The organism is Mycobacterium paraense (assembly GCF_002101815.1).
GTDB lineage: Bacteria > Actinomycetota > Actinomycetes > Mycobacteriales > Mycobacteriaceae > Mycobacterium > Mycobacterium paraense.
Window position 1 is genome coordinate 67,085 of sequence record NZ_LQPM01000003.1, and the last position, 19,422, is coordinate 86,506.

A 19,422-nucleotide genomic window follows, 5' to 3' on the forward strand; every position below is an offset into this window, starting at 1 on the left:
GTGACGGTGATGAAATCTCATGCAGAAAGTCCGGTTTTGGCTGGCCTCGAGTGCGGTGGGCTGTCCCTGGCCGCCGGTAGCCTCGCGCCCGTGAAGCAAGACGACTTCTTTGCCGAGACCCCCGCGCCCGGGACTTGGGGTGGAACCACCACCGTGCTGCGTGAGGACCTGTTGGGCCAGCTGCGCGCCGGCCCTGTGACCAGCGTCGACGATCTCGACGCCGCCATCGCCCTGACCAAGCTCGTCTGGGAGGAGTTGGAGGCCTACGGAACCTCCGGCGGCACGCGCCTCGACGAGGTGCAGATCGGGCTCGCGCAACGCGCCCTGAGTGCGACGCTCAGCCGCGTCGGGATCAACTTGGACTTGCCGTGGCGCAACTTTGCCACCTTCCGGTCGTACTGGTTGAAGGACGGCTGCTCCGGTTCCTGGCAGGCGCGCCGCGACTTGCTTGAGACCTTCTTCGGCCCAGTGCAACTCGAGCTGGATCGACAGGAGGAAGCCCAGTTTCGCGCCGTGCTCGCCGAGGCGGTGTCACCGCACACCAAGACCGGCTGGCCGAAGGTGGACGAGGAGCTGGCAGAGCTGCGTCGGCGGTTCCGGACGGCCACCACGACGCAGGACTACCGCGACGTGGGCAACCGATCCGTCGCGGTGCTGGAGGCGCTGAGCCGCACGGTCTACGACCCCCGCGTGCATCTCCGCGACGGCGAGGCCGAACCGCCTGTGGACAAGACGAAGCAGCGCCTCAGCCGGTACGTCGAGGATTCGTTGGCTGGCAAGGACAACGAGGCGATTCGCGCTGTCGCGAACAAGGTGATCGAGCTGGCGCATGGCGTCAAGCACTCCACGTCGCCGACGCGGAGGGAGGCGGGCATCACCGCCGACTCAGTGGTCATGCTGGCGAACATCCTGCGACGGGTCGACCAGGACTTCTGATCCGTGGTGGCGGTTGCATCGCGTCGCCGAGGGCTACCGCACCTCACCGGTGACACCGCGCCCGCGGCTGGTGTAGCTGGGGCTAGAGCGACCGGAGATGGTCCTGCGCGTCGTCGAAATTGGGAGCGGCGAGCGTCATGAGTGCGCCGAGCGTCTCCCGGGCAAGCTCAATTCCGCGTGCCGCGGCCGGCGTCGCGACGGCGCCGATCAAGTCCGTCGGCAAGTTGGGGCCGGGTGGCAGCGACCAGGCTGGATGCATCACATCGAAATAGTGTATGACGGTGCTACAATTACCGTCATACACAAGTACGAAGGAAAGTGGTATGGCCGTCCTGAACGTCCGCGTGGAAGACCGGATCCGCGATCAACTCAAGGAGCTGGCCGCCGCCGAGGGCGTCACGCTGAGCGAATACGCCCGCGATCTGATCATGGCCGCGGTCGTCCCCGTACACCAGCCGCCGGAGAGGCACGGTGACCTGCCGGCACCGGAAACCATGCGGATCGCCGACCGGCAGGTGCTCTCGCTGCTGCACCGCATCCTCGCGCGTGTCCTGCCCGAGGACTCCAACGACGTTGACGGGAAGGCGGAGGATCAGCTGGGGCGTGCGCGCGTGATCGAGGCGGGCTTCACCGAGGAGTACTGGTACGAAGTTGCCGGGTTCCGCCCTGAACTGTCCAAGCGCGACTGCGGGCGCGTACTGGACATCCTCGACATGTTCCGCTCGATCACCTTCAGCATCCGGCGTCTGGAAAAGCAAGGGACCACCGTCGACGAGGACACGGCCTACGGGCTGGAGTTCCGGGGCTTCGACCACAACGACGGGCTCGAGCACCACATGGCCAGCTACGTCGAGTACCTGATGGCTGATGGCCGCTGGAGCGAACTGCGGCCGCAGCTGGACAACAATGACAGCGGAAACTCCCACCGCCGGATGCTCGACATCTATATGCGGATGCTCGCCGAATACCGCCGCATCCTCGACAGCCGCAACCGGGGGTTCGACCCGGACGACTACCTGCTGTCCGCGGAGGAACTTGCACAGGTTGCTGCGGCTCGGGTCCACCCGTCGCACCGCACGTAGCTCGGCTGCGGCCCTCGGGCACGGTGACGGTGACCAGGAAGTGCTGGTCCGTAGGGAGGTTGGTGACACCACTGTTCTAATCCGGGAGGTGTCGGTGTTGCGGGTTAGGTTGAATACGGGTCCAGCGTGCAAGGCGGGCCGACGAGTCGGAGGTGGTAGATGGAGCCGGTCACGATGATTGCGGCGGCGGTCGCGATCGGAGCGTCTGATGGCGTGCGCAAAACGGCCAAGGAGGCGATCACCGATGCGTACACCGCGCTGAAAAGCTGGCTGACGAGTAGGTACGGCTCGGTGGCCGCCGAGGTCACCGGCCTTGAGCAGGAGCCGGAGGAAGAGCTGCGACGCGCTCTTCTGGCCAAGAAGCTCGCCGCGGCCGGCGCCAACGATGACGAGGAACTTCGCGGCCTCGCGCAGACCCTGCTGGCCTTGGTCGAGGAGCAGGAGCCCCACGCGCCGGCGACGGTGGGCGTGGTGTTGCGGCGCGCTTCTGTCGGCGGCGACATCGAGATCACCGACGTCGCGGTCGAGGGCGGGAGCGGAGTCGTCGGCGAGGACATCACCGCGGACGGCTCGCTGCGAGTCAGCGGTGTGTCGGCCCGCGGCCCTCAGGAGCCGCCTCACCCTCCGGTGGCGCGGGAGCAGTAGTCAGCGAGCTTGCTTCCGCGCAGACCTTCACCTCGACCCAGCGGAACGTCAACGTCGGCCGCGACAACATCACGCACGTCACGATCGGCGCGGGAGCCGCGGCTGGCAACAGTGGCGGCCGCATCCGCGCGGTCACCGTCTCGGCCGAGAGGGTCCCGATCGGGCACAACCTGTGGAAGGTCACGGTCAACAACGGCACCACCGGACCTATCACGGACCTCGAGGTCGAGGTCTATCTCGTCGACGAGTCCCACAACCGTTCGACGGGCAGATGCCTGCCCGCCAAGGGGAACTTCTCGATAGAGGACCTCGCACGCGAGCTGTTCGCTCAGGGGCTCAGCGGGGCACTGGGCGCCGCCGGGCAACATGCCCAATCGATTTACTCGGGACTGCCGCAGGGCATGGGGTTCGGTGGTCGGCTTTCACAGCTCGGGCAGCTCGGTTCGTATGGCCCGATGATGGCCAACTATCTTGTTGGCTCGCCGCAGTTTTCGGCGGTTCTGCGAGGCCTGCAGCAGCAAATGGTCGATCGATTCCCGCGGGTCGTTCCCGCGGGCCAGCCCGCCAGCGTGCTGTACGTCGCGGATGGCGGCGAAGTGCGGGCCGACATTCAGTTCGCAGACGAGGTGGGAGATCTCTGGCGTCGCCGATTCGGGGAACAACCGGAACCGGTGCTTGAGGGCGATTAGGTTGCCCTGTCGGTGGTCCGCCCTAAGCTGCGCCGATGACGCGTAACCGGAGTAAGTCCTGCAAGCCGAAGGCCGCGGCTCCGGCCGGCCCGCGGCTGGCGCACGAACTGTTCTCCGAACTCAACGCGACCTTCTACGAGGACCACCCGAGCGAGTACCTGGTGGCCAAAATCGACCTACCGGAATGAACCGAAAGTGGTGGGCTTTGGTAGCCGTCGCGGCCGTTATCTGGGTAGCCGCCTTTGTTGCTTTTCTGGCGTGGGTCCTGAAACCGTGGGCGCCCACTCCGGCCAAGCAGGAGCAATCTAACTTGGTCGTCTACAGCGCGGCCGAGCAGCGATACCTCAGCAACTTGCACGCCGAGGGGGTGCACGACAAGTCCGATAGTGCGCTGGTGAGCACCGGGCACATCGTCTGCTACGACATCGACAACGGGGCCAACGCCGGGATCGAAGCCCACAACCTGAGGATGCAGGGCTGGTCGATGTGGTCGGCTTCGGCGGTGGTAGCCCGTGCGGTCTTGGATCTGTGCCCGCCGAGATAAGTCGGGGCACACGTGGTACGAGCACGGGCGCTCACACGGCCGAGCAACCCCACCGGCCCGGCCAGTCGTCCCATAGCCAGACTCGGCGAACGGTGGTCCGGTACTCCGGGTCGTTCCTCAGATACCAGCTGCAGATGTGTTCGAATTACCTGCCCCGCCCCCGATGGGTCCACGGCGAGGGTGGCGAGGAGATCGGTGAATGGGCCATGGTGACGGAAGTTACCGGCGGCGGGCGACATCCCGGCCGGTAACACAGTCTCGGCGCTCCACCGACTGCAGCAGTTCTGGCTCCACCGTCTCCCGGGTTATCAGCCCGGACCGCGCATGAAGCGGTGTGATGCCCGCTTCCGGCCAGGTCGTCCTCCTCCGCGTGCGGAGAGCCGCGGGCGGTCGACCACATCAATGGTCCGCCCCATCGGGGTTAGACCGCGGAGGGGCGACGGTTCCTAACTCACCCCCAGGCGTACCGAATTAATGCAGTTGCCCCTGCCTACGCTTATGCCGTGACCTTCACCCCACTGCACCGCAGCCTGGGTCTACCGCCCAGCAAGCTGACCGACGAGATCCTTGACGCAGCAGTCGATGCGGGTGTGATGGAGACGGATGACCTCGACTGGAAGTCGGCGCTCCCTCCCATGAAGGGACTTCCTCAGACCGACGTTCCGAAGGACATCGCCGCGATGGCGAACAGTGGCGGCGGCATGATCGTGTACGGCGTCGAGGAGGACCAGAAGGCCGCAACTCGCCGCAAGGACACGGGGAACTTTTCAGAGGGGCATGAGCGCGCATTCCGAAGCGCTGCGATCACCGCGATCAAGCCGCCGGTCTCCGGGCTAGAGATCTACCGGCTCGGCACTAACCCACGTGCGGTCGCGGTGGTCGTGCCCGCGAGCGTTGACCGCCCGCACCTGATCTATCGGAACGACTTCTTCGGCGCACCGATCCGGAACAACGCAGATACTGTGTGGATGCAAGAGCGGCAGATCGAAACCATGTATCGAGCGCGGTTCGATGAACAGCGCCGATCCAACGAGGCCATCGAGTCGTTGTACGCGGAGACGGCGGCCGGTCGTGACTCTGCGAACCGCGCGTGGCTGATCGCCGTCGCACACCCACGCATCCCAGGTACGCTCGGCCGGTCGACGCGCGACCAAGCGCGGGAGATCTTCAAGCACGCAGCCGCGATCACACTGACGTACTCGACTCGCAGTGGCATTCATCCGATCGAGAATGTGGACCAGCTCAACCCGCGCCCCGGCCTGCGGCGGTGGATCGCGCCAAACAGCGCCGCAGGCGACAGTTCGCGGTGGCGAGAGGCGTGGGTGGCGTCGCACCACGACGGATCGGTCACATTGGCGGCCGCCATTGGTGGTCACCGGAAGAGCGCAAACGGCTACTTCGAAGGCTGGGAGGTAGAGGCCAGAGGGATCGAGGCCGCCGTTGCGGACTTCACTGCGCTGATCCGTGCAACTGCGGCGGCGCTGAACTACGGGGAGTACGACGTATGCGTAGGAGTCGAGTGGACCGGCGAACAGGCTCTCCGCGTATTGACGGTCGACGGGCAAGGTTACACCTACGACGGGGTCTCGACGCCCCTATCGACCTTCACGCCGGTGCGATCAACGATCGATGCCGCCGCCCCTGACGCCGAGTTCCATCAGCAGGTTTTCGAGCTCGCCCAGGATTGCGTGAATCAGGGCGGGATCACCTACCTGCACGTCATCACGGAGCCCGCACCAGCGGAAGCGTAGCGCCCTGTAACCCGCAAAATTTTTGCCATCTATTAGTTCCTCGATTCGAGGGTTCGGTACAGACCCTGTACGGCCGCAACGAATAGCGGGCCACACTTGGGGCACCCTGGTGCCCGGGCATCCGGTGTGCCACAGATGCAGTGGTCCTTGGCGAAGCAGCGGATGCAGTCCCCGTCGGTGGTCAGCTTGTCCACTTTGCGCGGACATCCGCGGCATTGCAGCGGGGACGTCGCCTCCTCGTCGATACCGGCCGATTCAGAGGTCACAACTTTGCGCCGCGCGTTTTCCAGGGCTTGCTGGACACGAGGCGGCAATCCGGACGGGTGATCGGTGGGCGCGGGCGGTGAATGCTTGGCGGTGAGAGCCTCGGGTTCGAATTGTGGCGTATCACCGGCACGTTGCACCGGCTCAACTTCGCCCTCCCGTTCCAAGCGGTGCGAGCAGTTCAAGCGGTGCAGCCGGTGTGAATCCACGTCCTCGGCATCTTCTGTTCCGCTTGCACCGGTCCCGCCGTTCGCACCACTTGCACAAAGGGCGGCTTGGTTGATGCCGAGCCGACCCCACGCCGCCTCGAACTGGGAGCGAAAGAAGCCCCGTGGCCCACGGCCACCAGGCCGCTGCGAGGTTGCTTTAGCCGCCTGAAATGCTAACTTCCCGAACCGGTGTCCGGTGAGGGCCTTCTTGTAGGCGGATTGCACACCCCAATAGTCGGGGTTGTGGGCGATCAGCGTTGTGACAAGATCGTTCGTGGACACCAGCCCGTCATGGTCGGGCCAGATCGCATAAAGGTCGCGCAGTAGCACCATGCCCGGGGGCAGGGTTCGCAACCCCGCCTCCCTTTCGGCTTCGTCCTCGGCAAGACCGCGCGCAATGAGCGAATCGGTGACCCTGGGCCAGCGGCCGCCAGCTGCCACCGCCACCCGCTTCAGCGGGCGCCACTTCTCCTTTTGGCGGGCAATGCAGTTGGGCGGCAGGTCCACGCCCATGCCAGAGATTTGATCTTTCACCTGGCGGGCGAAGGCCGCGATCTTGTCGTGCAGCGCTTTGGCCTCGTCTTGGATGAACTCCCAATCGGAATCCTCGATCACCCCGCTTAGGTCGGGCATCAGGAGGATACGAATCTCCCGCGAGCGCGTGTCGTCGGGCAGGTTTGGCGCGTTGCCTGCCATCGCAACGGGTGCGAACGTCGGAAGTTCCTTGGCCTCCCAACCGCCCCCGTCGGCGGGTACCAGGACCGGTCGGCCTCCGCCAACCCGATACCCGCTGTTGATGACCGCAAGGAGGTCCTCAACGCCAGGTCTGTCTGGCCGGAGCGATCGGTCCACCTCGTCTAATAAGACGGTCCGAACCTCGTTCGCGAGTAGCCGAGGCAACAGCGCAGGCGACGACAGAGTGGCGGCCTGCACCGGGCGGTGGCAAAGGCGCGAGAGGTGGTCCAGCACCGTGGTCTTGCCGCTTGCCGGAACAGTCGAGTCGATCCTCAGCCGGGGCGTGGTGTACAGCTCGGCGGCAAGGTGGGTGTGCACCGTCCAGAGCGCCAGTAGCGCCAGATCGCCGTCGAAGACAACCGAGATGAACCGGCCAAGCCACCCCTCAAGTTCGTCAAGCAGCTCGGCGCCGTCGACCGGCTCCGAGGGACTGTCCTCATCGTGTCCCTCTGTATTTTCGCCGCTGCCCGTGACCAGCTCCTTGCTGTCGCCATTGGGCGGGCATGAGCTGACGAACCCCAACAACCGCGCGACTCTGTTTCCAGGAATCGTGTCCTTTTGGGTGGTCTCCGCGGCAGTGTCGGAGCCACCTTCTTTCTCATGCGGCAGCGTCATCGTCGCCTCCCGCCCCCCAGCGCCCGTCGGTCAGCTGCTCGATGCGGTCATCGGCTCTCACTCCGAAGTCCTGAATGCGGTGCTGGCATTCCAAGCCGAGGCGGATGTGATGGTCCGTCATTGCTGAACACCGCCCGGAACGGTGGCCGCCTCTTGCTCGGCGAGCCAGGCGAGCACCAACGACTTCTTCCAGACTCGGCGGCGACCGAGCTTGAACGACGCTGGCCCGGTGCCCATGCTCGCCCAATAGCGCCAAGTGCTCGCCCGGGTACCGGTGAGCTTCTCTAGGTCGACCGCGCTGACAAGCTCCCTGTCCACAGTGACCTCCTTCCCATTTCGTCATGCCCCCGGTTTGGGGAATATGATCAGTGTGAACCGCGCTTGTCGCGCTGGTCAAACCAGAATAGAAAGTTTGCGAAAATGGGAAGCCAGAAGTGGGGCGACTCGCATTTTGGGAAGAGGTTGCGAGCCCTGAGGGAGAACCGGGGGTGGTCGCAAGCCGAAACGGCAAAGATGTTGTCGGACAGGGGCATCCAACCGATGCACCCGAGCACTGTCGCAAAGATCGAGGCCGGTGACCGTTCGGTGCGGATCAACGAGGCGGTAGGCATCGCCGACGTGTTTGAGGTCTCTGTTGACTCCCTGCTGGGCCGCAACACCAATAACAAACGTGATCTGGAGTATTTGCTTGAAGCGCTGAGCGACACTGTCTTTCTCTCCCGCACAGGGCTTGAGCGGACAGCCCAGTCACTTCGGGACCGGATGGAAGACATTCCGCCGGATTACGAGCGCTACGACGCCCTGGCCGGACTTGTTCGTTCGGTACTCGGCAACCTAGAAGCAGCAGGCGACGGGCTGAACGAACTCGTCGAACATTTCATTGAGGACATCGAGGCCAGTTGGGCTAGTGCCCTTTCGGGCAAGAAGCCCAAGAGGAAGTTACAAGACAAGGAATGAAGCGCAACCGTAGGGCCGGCGTCGAAGACCGTTGGACCAAGACCGTTCGCGACGAGCACGGGCACAGGCAAAGGGTTCCCAGCGCCAGGCACGGCAAGGGAATGCGGTGGATGGCCCGGTACGTCGACGACGCATGCCACGAGCACACCAAAGCCTTCGAACGAAAGGCGGACGCGCAGGCGTGGCTCGATACCGTCGTCGCGGCGCAGATTACCGGCTCGTATGTTGACCCGCGGCTGGGCAAGGTCACGTTCGCCTCTTTCTACGCGGAGTGGTCCAAGCGTCAGGTGTGGGTGTCCGGCACGCGGCACGCGATGGATCTGGCCGTGAACTCGGTGACGTTCGGCGGTACGGCAATGGCCGACCTGCGTGTCTCCCACGTCGAGGCGTGGGTGAAGGCGATGCAGGACAAGGAGCTGGAACCGACGACCATCCGTACCCGGTTTGGCAACGTCCGCGCCGTGCTTCGGGCAGCGGTGCGCGATCGGTACTTGAGCCGTGATGTGACTGATCGGGTACGACTGCCGCGGGTACGCAAAGCGACTGCGGCGATGATCATCCCCACCGCGGAGCAGGTCGGCTTAGTCCTGCGCTCCAGTGCGGACGAATACGCGGCCCTGTTCGCGGTGTGCGCGTTCGCCGGGTTGCGCCGGGGTGAGGCGTCCGCGCTGAAGGTGTCCGATGTGGATTTTCTGCGCAGGGAAATTCACGTGCGTCGGCAGGTGCAGTGGACCGACGACGGCCAGATGGAGATCCGGGCTCCCAAATACGGGTCGGAACGCACCATGTACATCCCCGATCAGCTGGTCACCATGCTTTCAGAGCACGTGCGGCTGTACCGAGACGGCGACGATCCTGATCGCTGGCTGTTCCCCGGCAACCGTGACGTAAAGACGCCCGCCCACGCGGCGACCGTCGCGCGATCGTGGCGCACCGCCCGCGAAGCGGCCGGTATCGAGCACCGACTGCACGATCTGCGGCACTTCTACGCATCCGGGTTGATCCGGGCAGGGTGTGACGTCGTGACGGTGCAGCGGGCGCTCGGCCACTCCTCCGCCGCGATCACGCTGACCACCTACAGCCACCTCTGGCCGGACGCGAACGACCGGACCCGCAAGGCCGCCGGAGAACTGATCGCAGCGTCGCTCGGAGCCACTGCGGACCAACTGCGAACTGAGGGGTCAAAAACCGCCTCCGACTAGGGCTTGAACGGGTTGACCGCGAACTGGATGACCCGGTACGGCGCGGTCGCCCGGGTCCGGGTGTCCCATTGGCTGACGAAGATCCGCAGCTCATCCAGGGTCGAGCCCGGTGAGATGTACCCGCCGTACGGCTGTGCGAGCCGGTTGTCGTACGGCGGCGGCAGGCTCTCGGCGGGATCGGGCCACTCGTCGTGCTGCACCACGGTCGTCACGGGCGCGGTGCCCAGCGAGGTCGGGTCGTCGGCCACCCGGACCTCCATGTTGCCGGTGCTGGCATTGAAGTAGGACAGCACCGCCTTGCCATCGATCTGCCGGATGGACATCTCGCCCACCTGATCGGGCCACAACGGCGCGGGCGGCTTGCCCCACCCTCCGCCGGGCCCGGGCGCCCAGCCCTGCCAGCGCGACCGGTCGATGAACGTCTGCGGCGTGGCCCGGTACAGCAGCACCGGCTCACGGCGCGTGAAGCTGTTGGCCACGATGTACACCCACCCGCCCGGCGAGTCCGCGGTGGGGATCGGGTCGTAGTAGCCGCTGATCTGCGACTGCCGCCCGCCCTGGTAGGAGCCGTCGCGGCGGGATCCCGCTACCGTCTGCCAGCCGCCGCGCGCCGGTTCCGCCATCACCAACCGCGAGTTCTGCGGCTCCAGGTTCTTCGTCGTGGTCACCATCAGGTAGTTGCGCCGGTTGATCTGCACCACCCCGGCGGGCAGCTGGGAATCCCCGGGCGGCGTGGGGTCGGCCAGCAGCGGCTTGTTGATCCCGGTGACGCCGGTGTAGCGCACCCCGGCGGGGTCGTCGACCGACGCGGTGTCGACGTGCAACGCGATCGGCGAATACCAGCCGCCGAAGCCGACGCCCTGGCCGGCGAAGCTGTCGCCGCAGACCTGCAGCAACTCGGCGGGGAACTCGACGAACTCGCACAAGTCCGTCGCGCCGATGCCGTAGTCCCCGGTGGGGGTTCCGGTGCCGGCGGTCGGCCCGATGCGCACCACCTGGCCCGGCGCCAGCGGCTGCAGGATCGGCTCCGGCGCCGGCGCCGGCGGATCGGCGCGCGCCGGCCAAAAGCACTGCGGCACCAGGAAAGCGGCCGCAACCAGGGAGAACCGCGTCGCGGAACTCACCCGCGGGTTCACAACTGGGCGGCGAGTAACTCGGCGATCTGGATGGTGTTCAGCGCGGCCCCCTTGCGCAGGTTGTCCCCCGAGACGAACAGGGCCAGGCCGCGCCCGTCGGGCACGCCCGGGTCGCGCCGGATGCGCCCGACGAGCGATTCGTCGACGCCGGCGGCGGCCAGCGGCGTCGGCACGTCGACCACCTTGACGCCCGGGGCGCCCTCGAGCAGCTCACGGGCCCGCTCCGGTGAGAGCGGCCGGGCGAACTCGGCGTTGATCGACAACGAGTGCCCGGTGAACACCGGCACCCGCACACAGGTGCCGCTGACCAACAGGTCGGGGATGCCGAGGATCTTGCGGCTCTCGAAGCGCAGCTTCTGGTCCTCGTCGGTCTCGCCGGAACCGTCGTCGACCAGCGACCCCGCCAGCGGCAGGACGTTGAACGCGATGGGTGCCACGTAGGTCTTGGGCGCCGGAAAGTCGCAGGCGCCGCCGTCGTACACCAGCTGCTCGGCGCCGTCGATGACGGCGCGCACCTGGGTGGCCAATTCGTCGACGCCGGCCAGACCGCTACCGGAAACCGCCTGATAGCTGGACACCACCAGGCGCTGCAGTTGCGCCTCGTCGTGCAGCACCTTGAGCACCGGCATCGCGGCCATGGTCGTGCAGTTCGGGTTGGCGATGATGCCCTTCGGGCGGTTGGCGGCGTCGCGGGCGAAGTTGACCTCCGACACCACCAGCGGCACGTCGGGGTCCTTGCGCCACGCCGACGAGTTGTCGATCACCGTCACGCCGGCGGCGGCGAACCGCGGCGCCTGTACCAGCGACATCGTCTTGCCGGCCGAGAACACCGCCAGGTCCAGCCCGGTCGGGTCCGCGGTCGCGGCGTCCTCGACCTCGATCTCCTGGCCGCGGAAGGGCAGCTTGCGGCCCTGCGAGCGGGCGGAAGCGAAGAACCGGACCGTCGTCGCGGGGAAGTCACGCTCCTCGAGCAGCGCGCGCATCACCTGGCCCACCTGACCGGTGGCCCCCACTACCCCAATCGCAACCATTTATCTGCCCGTCCCCGCATACACCGTCGCCGACTCCTCGCCGCCGAGCCCGAATGCTTCGTGCAACGCCACGACGGCCTTGTCTAGTTCGGTGTCGCGGCACAGCACCGAGATCCGGATCTCGGAGGTGGAGATCAGCTCGATGTTGACGCCCACGGTGGCCAGCGCCTCACAGAACGTCGCGGTGACGCCCGGGTGGCTGCGCATGCCCGCCCCGATCAGCGACACCTTGCCGATGTGGTCGTCGTAGAGCAACTGGGTGAACCCGATCTCGTCGCGCAGCGCGTCGAGCTTCTCCACCGCGGTGGGTCCGCTGTCGCGCGAGCAGGTGAAGGTGATGTCGGTCTTGCCGTCCTCGACCTTGGACACGTTCTGCAGCACCATGTCGATGTTGACGTCGGCGTCGGCGACGGCCCGGAACACCCGGGCGGCATAGCCCGGGATGTCGGGGATCCCGACGATGGTCACCTTGGCTTCGCTGCGGTCGTGCGCGACTCCGGTGAGGATGGGGTCTTCCATGGCGATGTCCTTGATCGATCCCTTGACGATGGTGCCCGGCTTGTCCGAATACGACGACCGGACGTGCACGGGAATGTCGTAGCGGCGAGCGTATTCGACGCAGCGCAGCATCAGCACCTTGGCGCCGCACGCCGCCATCTCGAGCATCTCCTCGAACGTGACGGTGTCCAGCCGGCGGGCGTTGTGCACGATCCTGGGGTCCGCGCTGAAGATGCCGTCCACGTCGGTGTAGATCTCGCAGACGTCGGCGCCGAGCGCCGCGGCCAGGGCCACCGCAGTGGTGTCCGAGCCGCCGCGGCCGAGCGTGGTGACGTCCCGGGTGTCCTGGCTGACCCCCTGGAAACCGGCGACCAGCACGATGCGGCCCTCGTCGAGGGCGGTCCGCAGCCGGCCCGGGGTGACCTCGATGATCTTGGCGTTGCCGTGGGTGCCGGTGGTGATCACGCCGGCCTGCGAACCGGTGAACGAGCGGGCCTGCGCGCCGAGCGATTCGATCGCCATGGCGACCAGCGCGTTGGAGATGCGTTCACCGGCGGTCAGCAGCATGTCGAGCTCCCGCGGCGGCGGGGCCGGGCAGACCTGCTGGGCGAGGTCCATCAGGTCGTCGGTGGTGTCGCCCATCGCGGACACGACCACGACGACGTCGTTGCCCTGCTTCTTGGTCGCGACGATGCGCTCCGCGACGCGGCGGATCCGGTCGGCATCCGCCACGGATGATCCGCCGTACTTCTGCACGACGAGCGCCACTGTTGTTCGTTCCTGTCTTCCGGAGTCTCTGCGCCGATTGCGCGTCAAGTCCACAACAGAATACGTGCCTGCGCATCTGGGTTTTCCGGCCGATGCCTGTGCGCGCTGGGCTTTGAGTGTGAGCTCAGGGCGAGACTTTCGCGATTTTCTCGCCCTGAGTGCACACGCAAAGCCGGCACCGCACACTCGATGCCTGTTTTCCCTCACGGCGCAGATCGCGGTAGAGTGCACACCGTGCAGCGGGTGCTCCTCCTCGGACGCCGCGACGGGGTCTGATCCAGACCGGCCTCCCGTCGCGGGAGTTCGCGATGCGCCGGTCTGAGGTTCCTTCCAAACCCCGGAGCAACTACCGTGACCAATCCTGATTCGCCCGACGTCTACAAGTCGGCACGCACCATCGTCAAACCCGCCGGCCCGCCGGGGCCCGGCCAGCCCTCGTGGAATCCCCAGCGCGGATCGTCGATGCCGATCAACCGGTACCGGCCCTTCGCCGAAGAGGTCGAGCCCATCCGGCTGGCCGACCGCACCTGGCCCGACCGGGTCCTCACCCGCGCCCCGCTGTGGTGCGCGGTGGACCTGCGCGACGGCAACCAGGCGCTGATAGACCCGATGAGCCCGGCCCGCAAGCGGCGCATGTTCGACCTGCTGGTGCGCATGGGCTACAAGGAGATCGAGGTCGGATTCCCGTCGGCCAGCCAGACCGACTTCGATTTCGTCCGCGCGATCATCACCGAGGGCGCCATCCCCGACGACGTGACGATCCAGGTGCTGACCCAGTGCCGGCCGGAGCTGATCGAGCGCACCTTCGAGGCGTGTGAGGGCGCGCCGCGGGCCATCGTGCACTTCTACAACTCCACGTCGATCCTGCAGCGCCGCGTCGTGTTCCGCGCCGACCGGGCCGCGGTGCAGGCCATCGCGACCGACGGCGCGCGCAAGTGTGTCGAGGAGGCCGCCAAGCACCCCGGGACGCAGTGGCGCTTCGAATACTCGCCGGAGTCCTACACGGGCACCGAACTCGAGTACGCCAAGCAGGTGTGCGACGCCGTCGGCGAGATCATCCAGCCCACGCCGGACAACCCGATCATCTTCAACCTGCCCGCCACCGTGGAGATGGCCACCCCGAACGTCTACGCCGATTCGATCGAGTGGATGAGCCGCAACCTGGCCAACCGGGAGTCGGTGATCCTGAGCCTGCATCCGCACAACGACCGCGGAACCGCCGTCGCCGCAGCCGAATTGGGCTACCAGGCGGGCGCGGACCGGATCGAGGGCTGCCTGTTCGGCAACGGGGAGCGCACCGGCAACGTGTGCCTGGTGACGCTGGGGCTGAACCTGTTCTCCCGCGGCGTGGACCCGCAGATCGACTTCTCCAACATCGACGAGATCCGCCGCACCGTGGAGTACTGCAACCAGCTGCCGGTGCCCGAGCGCCACCCCTACGGCGGCGACCTGGTCTACACGGCGTTCTCCGGCAGCCACCAGGACGCCATCAACAAGGGCCTGGACCAGATGAAGATCGCCGCCGACGAGGCCGACACCGACGTCGACGACATGCTCTGGCAGGTGCCCTATCTGCCGATCGATCCCAAGGACGTCGGGCGCACCTACGAGGCGGTGATCCGGGTCAATTCGCAGTCCGGCAAGGGCGGGGTGGCCTACATCATGAAGGCCGACCACGGCCTGGCGCTGCCGCGGCGGCTGCAGATCGAGTTCTCCCAGGTGATCCAGAAGATCACCGACGGCGAGGGTGGCGAGGTCTCGCCGAAGGAGATGTGGGAGGCGTTCTCCGAGGAGTACCTGGTTCCGGTGCGGCCGCTGGAGCGGATCAAGCAGCGCGTCGACGCCTCCGACGAAGACGGCGGCGCGACGACGATCGAGGCCACCGTCAAGATCGACGGCGTCGAGACCGAGATCAGCGGCACCGGCAACGGCCCGCTCGCCGCCTTCGTCCACGCGCTGGGGACCGTCGGCTTCGACGTCGCCGTGCTGGACTACTCCGAACACGCGATGAGCTCGGGTGACGACGCTCAGGCGGCCGCGTATGTGGAGGCTTCGGTCGCCGGCAGGACGGTGTGGGGCGTCGGCATCGCGCCGTCGATCACCACCGCGTCGCTGCGGGCCGTGGTGTCGGCGGTGAACCGGGCTTCCCGCTAGTCCTCGACGAACGCGCTCAGCAGCCGATCGACCAGCCCCGCCGGGTCGTCATCGATGGGCATCGTCAGCTTGCTGAACACGTAGCCGTTGAGCAGGCGGCTGAGCTCCTCCAGCAGTTGCGGCTCCGGGGCGAGGCCCGCGGCCTCAAAGATCAGCGTGGCGGACTTCACCGCCGCGGCCTGCAACTGCATCAGCAGCGGCCGCAGCTCGGGCCGCCGCGTGCCCTCCATGAACAACTCGAACCGGGCCAGCGTGTAGCGGCGAGCCTGCGCGTCCGGATCGGAGATCAGCCGGATCAGCAGCGCTTTGACGCCGTCGCGGGTCAGCGAACCGATCGAGGCCCGCAACGCCTCGACGCGCTGCCAATGCAGGTCGACGGTGCGCGACGCGGTGGCTTCGAGCAAGGCCTGCCGGGTGCGGAAGTAGTTCGAGGTGGTGCCCGCCGGCAGGTCCGCCCGCTCGTCGACCTGGCGATGCGTCAGGCCCCCGACGCCGGTGTCGGCCAGGATGCCGATCGCGGCGTCCAGCATCTGCGCACGGCGTTCCGGATTGGGCGGCATCAGTCTTTGTAGCGCAGCCGGCCGAACATCGTCAGGAAGGCCGGATACACCGCGATCAGCAGCAGGTAGCTGAACCACCGGCCGAACCACATGTAGAGCGAAAGATCCTCGGTCACATACGAGCAGTAGACGTGCAGCGGCACGCTGCCGGCGATGTACACCAGCGAGGCCGTGAAGAACGCCCGATGCGGCTTGTTGGCGAACCGCACGCGCCGGTAGACGAGGATGCCGGTGACGGCCGCATACGTCATCGGGACCAGCAGGATCCGGTCGGTCGTCAGCGTCATCGCGTACTTCAGCGTGAGGGCGTCCCCGAAGACCACCCGGTACAGGTGGATCAGCACGCCGAGCGAAATGGTCAGCATGGCGGCCGCGCGGAAAAAGTAGCCGTGCCGGCGGTACGCCGCCCACCAACGCCTATGTACTACACCTGTAGTGGTTGCCATGGCGACGACGGTACTACTACGGGCGTAGTGATGGCAAGGGTTTAGAACAGGGCCAGCTGCGCGTCGGCCGCGGTGACGTCGGTGAATTCCTCCATGCTGGTGCCGCCGGCGACGGCGCCGACGCCCTCCATGAATTGCGCGTCGGACAGCACCGGCACCCCGAGCTGCAGGGCGTGATAGCCCTTGCCCTGTTCGGGGGCGGCGTCGTTGCAGACCACCAGCGAGGTCTCGCCGTCCACGACGTCGCTGTAGGCGAGCCCGGCGTACAAGATCCGCTCGACGAGTTCCTCGTGGGTGCGCCGCACCTCCGCCGCCAGCGCGACCCGCATGCCCTGGACCAGCGGCCTGCCCCGCACGAAGGGCCCCGGGTTGAGGTAGGGGCAGGGCATCCGCGAGGCCAGCACCTTCAGCGGGCGCAGCTCGTCGTGGGTCACCCGGCCGTTCGGCCATTGCCGCCGGGTCACCGGGTGCACCGGCAGCCAGACGTCGCGCTCGCGCGCCCGCTCCAGCGCCGACTCCAGCACGCCGGTCAGCACCAGCGCGTCGTCGAAGGCGTCGTGCGGGCGCTCCTGCACCACGCCCCAATGCGCCGCGAGGGTCTCCAGCCGCAGGTTCTCGACCCCGAGGTCCAGCCGCCGCGCCAGCTCGACCGTGCACATCACGTTGTCGACGGGCAGCTCGGCCTCGGCGAGCTCGGCCTCCGCGGCCAAAAACGCGTAGTCGAAGGCGACGTTGTGGGCCACCAGCGTCCGGCCGCGCAGCACCTCGACCAGGTCGCCGACGATGTCGCCGAACTGCGGCTGGTCCTCGAGCATCGCGGCGGTCAGGCCGTGCACGTGGGTCGGGCCCGGGTCCACCCCGGGATTGAGCAGGCTGACCACCGACTGCTCGACCCGGCCCTCGGCATCGAGCCCGAGCGCGGCGACGCTGATGATCCGCGCCTGACCTGGTCGAAAGCCCGAGGTCTCGACGTCGATGACCGCCCAACCCCCGCCCGGCTCGTTGGCCGGCCGCCCCCAGGACACCCGGTTCATGACCTGAGCATGGCACGCGCGACCGACATCGCCCGGTCGCTGAGCTGTCGTGTCGGCCCTGAATCCACGCGGGCGACCCGCAGCGCCCGGCGCGCAGCGCCGCGCTTGCGATCGCCCTAGATCCGATGAGGGCGACCCGCCGCGCCCGGCGCGCAGCGCCGCGCTTGCGATCGCCCTAATAAACTGCGCGGGTGATCACCACCCGCGCACGCCTGGCCCTCGCCGCGGGAGCGAGCGCGCGCTGGGCGTCGCGGGTGACCGGACGCGGGGCAGGCGCCATGATCGGCGGCCTGGTCGCCATGACGCTGGACCGCTCGGTGCTGCGCCAGCTCGGGGCCGGGCGCCGCACCGTCGTCGTCACGGGCACCAACGGCAAGTCGACGACCACGCGAATGACGGCGGCCGCGCTCGCGACGCTGGGGCGGGTGGCGACCAACGCCGAGGGCGCCAACATGGACGCCGGCCTGGTCGCCGCGCTGGCCGCCGACCGCGAGGCCGGGCTGGCGGCCCTCGAGGTCGACGAGATGCACGTGCCGCATGTCGCCGACGCCGTCGAGCCCAGCGTCATCGTGCTGCTCAACCTGTCGCGTGACCAGCTGGACCGGGTCGGGGAGATCAACGTGATCGAACGCACCCTGCGGGCCGGCCTGGCGCGTCACCCGAACGCGGTCGTCGTCGCCAACTGCGACGACGTGCTGATGACCTCCGCGGCCTACGACAGCCCCAACGTGGTGTGGGTGGCCGCGGGCGGCGCGTGGGCGAACGACTCGGTCAGCTGCCCGCGCAGCGGCGAGGTCATCGTCCGCGATCAGGGGCACTGGTATTCGACCGGCGCCGATTTCAAGCGGCCCAGCCCGCAGTGGTGGTTCGACGACGAGACGCTGTACGGGCCCGACGGGCTGGCCCTGCCCGTGCGGTTGGCGCTGCCGGGCGCGGTGAACCGGGGCAACGCCGCCCAGGCCGTGGCCGCCGCCGTCGCGCTGGGCGCCGAGCCCTCGAAAGCGGTGGCGGCGGTATCGAACGTCGACGAGGTCGCCGGGCGCTACCGCAGCGTCCGCGTCGGCGACCACGAGGCGCGCATCCTGCTGGCCAAGAACCCCGCCGGCTGGCAGGAGGCGCTGTCGATGGTCGACAAGCACGCGGCCGGGGTCGTCATCTCGGTCAACGGGCAGGTGCCCGACGGCGAGGACCTGTCGTGGCTGTGGGACGTGCGCTTCGAGCACTTCGAGGAGACGGCCGTCGTGGCGGCGGGCGAACGCGGCACCGACCTGGCCGTGCGCCTGGGATACGCGGGCGTCGAACACACGCTGGTGCACGACACCGTCGCGGCCATCGCGTCCTGCCCGCCGGGGCGGGTGGAGGTCGTCGCCAACTACACCGCCTTCCTGCAGCTGCAACGAGCGTTGGCCCGCCATGGCTGACTCCACCGTGCGGATCGGGCTGGTCCTGCCCGACGTGATGGGCACCTACGGCGACGGCGGCAACGCCCTGGTGCTGCGCCAACGGCTGCGGTTGCGCGGCATCGACGCCGAGATCGTCGAGATCACGCTGGCCGACCCGGTGCCCGAGTCGCTGGACCTCTACACGCTGGGCGGGGCCGAGGACTACGCGCAGCGGCTGGCCACGCGGCACCTTCTTCGCTATCCGGGCCTGCAGCGCGCGGCCGAGCGGGGCGCGCCGGTGCTGGCCATCTGCGCGGCGGTGCAGGTGCTGGGGCACTGGTATGCGACGTCGTCGGGGGAACGGGTCGAGGGCGTCGGCATGCTCGACGCGACCACGTCGCCGCAGGACGCACGCACGATCGGCGAGCTGGTCAGCAAGCCGCTGCTGGCCGGCCTGACGCAGCGGCTCACCGGCTTCGAGAACCACCGGGGCGGCACCGTTTTGGGGCCGGCGGCGACGCCGCTGGGCGCGGTCGTCAAGGGCGCGGGCAACCGGGCCGGTGACGGCTTCGACGGCGCGGTGCAGGGCAGCGTGGTCGCGACCTACATGCACGGGCCGTGCCTGGCCCGCAACCCCGAGCTGGCCGACCTGTTGCTCGGCAAGGTGGTCGGCGACCTGGCGCCGCTGCAGCTGCCCGAGGTGGACCTGCTGCGCCGCGAGCGCCTGGCGGCCCGCTAGCGCGGCCTAGCTGCGCTCCAAGTTTCCTTCAAGGATTCATCGAGC

22 protein-coding genes are annotated in these 19,422 nt (G+C 67.6%); 12 read left to right on the forward strand and 10 right to left on the reverse strand.

The annotated features are described in order from the left end of the window. Window positions 1-90 precede the first annotated feature (90 nt). A complete protein-coding gene (locus AWB89_RS01475) occupies window positions 91-936 on the forward strand; it encodes a hypothetical protein (protein ID WP_085171256.1) in 846 nt (281 codons plus the stop codon). Between the two features lie 82 nt (window positions 937-1,018). Here AWB89_RS01475 and AWB89_RS26840 read toward each other — a convergent pair whose 3' ends face one another. Further along, complete coding sequence (locus tag AWB89_RS26840) at window positions 1,019-1,198, reverse strand: hypothetical protein (protein ID WP_142282410.1); 180 nt, start codon at window positions 1,196-1,198, stop codon at window positions 1,019-1,021. Window positions 1,199-1,259: 61 nt separating this feature from the next. On the opposite strand from AWB89_RS26840, the gene AWB89_RS01480 reads away from it, so the two are divergent. The 5 genes from AWB89_RS01480 to AWB89_RS01495 all read left to right on the forward strand — a co-directional run bounded on the left by AWB89_RS01480 (window position 1,260) and on the right by AWB89_RS01495 (window position 3,896). Continuing rightward, entirely contained in the window at window positions 1,260-2,018 is a 759-nt protein-coding gene (locus AWB89_RS01480) for a YfbU family protein (RefSeq protein ID WP_085171257.1), read from the forward strand. Window positions 2,019-2,177: 159 nt separating this feature from the next. Beyond that, window positions 2,178-2,663, forward strand: a complete 486-nt coding sequence (locus AWB89_RS01485) for a hypothetical protein (protein ID WP_085171258.1) — start codon at window positions 2,178-2,180, stop codon at window positions 2,661-2,663. 455 nt (window positions 2,664-3,118) lie between these two features. Beyond that, window positions 3,119-3,352: a hypothetical protein gene (locus tag AWB89_RS27810; RefSeq protein ID WP_241520398.1), complete on the forward strand. Its 234-nt coding sequence runs from the start codon at window positions 3,119-3,121 to the stop codon at window positions 3,350-3,352. Between the two features lie 35 nt (window positions 3,353-3,387). Further along, a complete protein-coding gene (locus tag AWB89_RS27230) occupies window positions 3,388-3,540 on the forward strand; it encodes a hypothetical protein (protein ID WP_158089795.1) in 153 nt (50 codons plus the stop codon). A 122-nt stretch (window positions 3,541-3,662) separates the two neighbouring features. Further along, entirely contained in the window at window positions 3,663-3,896 is a 234-nt protein-coding gene (locus tag AWB89_RS01495) for a DUF732 domain-containing protein (protein WP_241520399.1), read from the forward strand. A 31-nt stretch (window positions 3,897-3,927) separates the two neighbouring features. On the opposite strand, the gene AWB89_RS28420 is transcribed toward AWB89_RS01495, so the two are convergent. Beyond that, window positions 3,928-4,032, reverse strand: coding sequence for a restriction endonuclease (locus tag AWB89_RS28420; RefSeq protein ID WP_420914887.1), 105 nt, complete (start codon window positions 4,030-4,032; stop codon window positions 3,928-3,930). Window positions 4,033-4,399: 367 nt separating this feature from the next. Between AWB89_RS28420 and AWB89_RS01500 the strand changes: the two genes are divergently transcribed. Further along, the gene (locus tag AWB89_RS01500) at window positions 4,400-5,647 is read left to right on the forward strand and encodes an AlbA family DNA-binding domain-containing protein (RefSeq protein ID WP_085171261.1); all 1,248 of its coding nucleotides are present in this window, start codon (window positions 4,400-4,402) and stop codon (window positions 5,645-5,647) included. A 32-nt stretch (window positions 5,648-5,679) separates the two neighbouring features. On the opposite strand, the gene AWB89_RS01505 is transcribed toward AWB89_RS01500, so the two are convergent. Both AWB89_RS01505 and AWB89_RS01510 read right to left on the reverse strand, forming a co-directional pair. Further along, complete coding sequence (locus tag AWB89_RS01505; protein ID WP_085171262.1) at window positions 5,680-7,470, reverse strand: DUF3631 domain-containing protein; 1,791 nt, start codon at window positions 7,468-7,470, stop codon at window positions 5,680-5,682. 117 nt (window positions 7,471-7,587) lie between these two features. After that, a complete protein-coding gene (locus AWB89_RS01510) occupies window positions 7,588-7,788 on the reverse strand; it encodes a helix-turn-helix transcriptional regulator (RefSeq protein WP_085171263.1) in 201 nt (66 codons plus the stop codon). Window positions 7,789-7,890: 102 nt separating this feature from the next. Between AWB89_RS01510 and AWB89_RS01515 the strand changes: the two genes are divergently transcribed. Together AWB89_RS01515 and AWB89_RS01520 are read left to right on the forward strand one after the other, a co-directional pair. Continuing rightward, on the forward strand, window positions 7,891-8,427 hold the full coding sequence (locus tag AWB89_RS01515) for a helix-turn-helix domain-containing protein (protein WP_085171264.1): 537 nt from the start codon (window positions 7,891-7,893) through the stop codon (window positions 8,425-8,427). A gap of 110 nt (window positions 8,428-8,537) precedes the next feature. Beyond that, window positions 8,538-9,629, forward strand: a complete 1,092-nt coding sequence (locus tag AWB89_RS01520; protein WP_206601239.1) for a tyrosine-type recombinase/integrase — start codon at window positions 8,538-8,540, stop codon at window positions 9,627-9,629. Here AWB89_RS01520 and AWB89_RS01525 read toward each other — a convergent pair. Genes AWB89_RS01525 through AWB89_RS01535 form a run of 3 tightly spaced genes read right to left on the reverse strand, consistent with a single transcriptional unit; the run spans window position 9,626 to window position 13,062 of the window. Next, window positions 9,626-10,753, reverse strand: coding sequence for a DUF4185 domain-containing protein (locus AWB89_RS01525; RefSeq protein WP_193791352.1), 1,128 nt, complete (start codon window positions 10,751-10,753; stop codon window positions 9,626-9,628). The two genes, AWB89_RS01520 and AWB89_RS01525, sit on opposite strands and share 4 nt — an antisense overlap. Before the next feature lie 8 nt (window positions 10,754-10,761). After that, entirely contained in the window at window positions 10,762-11,796 is a 1,035-nt protein-coding gene (locus AWB89_RS01530) for an aspartate-semialdehyde dehydrogenase (RefSeq protein ID WP_085171267.1), read from the reverse strand. Continuing rightward, window positions 11,797-13,062, reverse strand: a complete 1,266-nt coding sequence (locus tag AWB89_RS01535) for an aspartate kinase (protein ID WP_085094973.1) — start codon at window positions 13,060-13,062, stop codon at window positions 11,797-11,799. A gap of 351 nt (window positions 13,063-13,413) precedes the next feature. On the opposite strand from AWB89_RS01535, the gene leuA reads away from it, so the two are divergent. After that, window positions 13,414-15,216 (forward strand): 2-isopropylmalate synthase, encoded by a 1,803-nt coding sequence (gene leuA / locus AWB89_RS01540; RefSeq protein WP_085171268.1) that lies wholly within the window; start codon window positions 13,414-13,416, stop codon window positions 15,214-15,216. Here the strand turns inward: leuA and AWB89_RS01545 are convergent. From AWB89_RS01545 to AWB89_RS01555, 3 genes are read right to left on the reverse strand one after another with little or no spacing between them, the layout of a single operon-like run. Continuing rightward, window positions 15,213-15,776 carry a TetR/AcrR family transcriptional regulator gene (locus AWB89_RS01545; RefSeq protein WP_085171269.1) on the reverse strand — a complete coding sequence of 188 codons (564 nt, stop codon included), beginning with the start codon at window positions 15,774-15,776 and terminating at the stop codon, window positions 15,213-15,215. The genes leuA and AWB89_RS01545 overlap by 4 nt on opposite strands. After that, the gene (locus tag AWB89_RS01550; protein WP_085171270.1) at window positions 15,776-16,222 is read right to left on the reverse strand and encodes a hypothetical protein; all 447 of its coding nucleotides are present in this window, start codon (window positions 16,220-16,222) and stop codon (window positions 15,776-15,778) included. The genes AWB89_RS01545 and AWB89_RS01550 overlap by 1 nt, the downstream gene beginning before the upstream one ends. Window positions 16,223-16,263: 41 nt before the next feature. Next, a complete protein-coding gene (locus AWB89_RS01555) occupies window positions 16,264-17,256 on the reverse strand; it encodes a DEDDh family exonuclease (protein ID WP_085171271.1) in 993 nt (330 codons plus the stop codon). 191 nt (window positions 17,257-17,447) lie between these two features. Here AWB89_RS01555 and AWB89_RS01565 point away from each other — a divergent pair, with 191 nt between their 5' ends. Both AWB89_RS01565 and AWB89_RS01570 read left to right on the forward strand, forming a co-directional pair. Continuing rightward, the gene (locus tag AWB89_RS01565) at window positions 17,448-18,677 is read left to right on the forward strand and encodes a Mur ligase family protein (RefSeq protein WP_085171272.1); all 1,230 of its coding nucleotides are present in this window, start codon (window positions 17,448-17,450) and stop codon (window positions 18,675-18,677) included. Continuing rightward, window positions 18,670-19,377, forward strand: coding sequence for a type 1 glutamine amidotransferase (locus AWB89_RS01570; RefSeq protein WP_085171273.1), 708 nt, complete (start codon window positions 18,670-18,672; stop codon window positions 19,375-19,377). The genes AWB89_RS01565 and AWB89_RS01570 overlap by 8 nt, the downstream gene beginning before the upstream one ends. The last annotated feature ends 45 nt before the right edge of the window (window positions 19,378-19,422 follow it).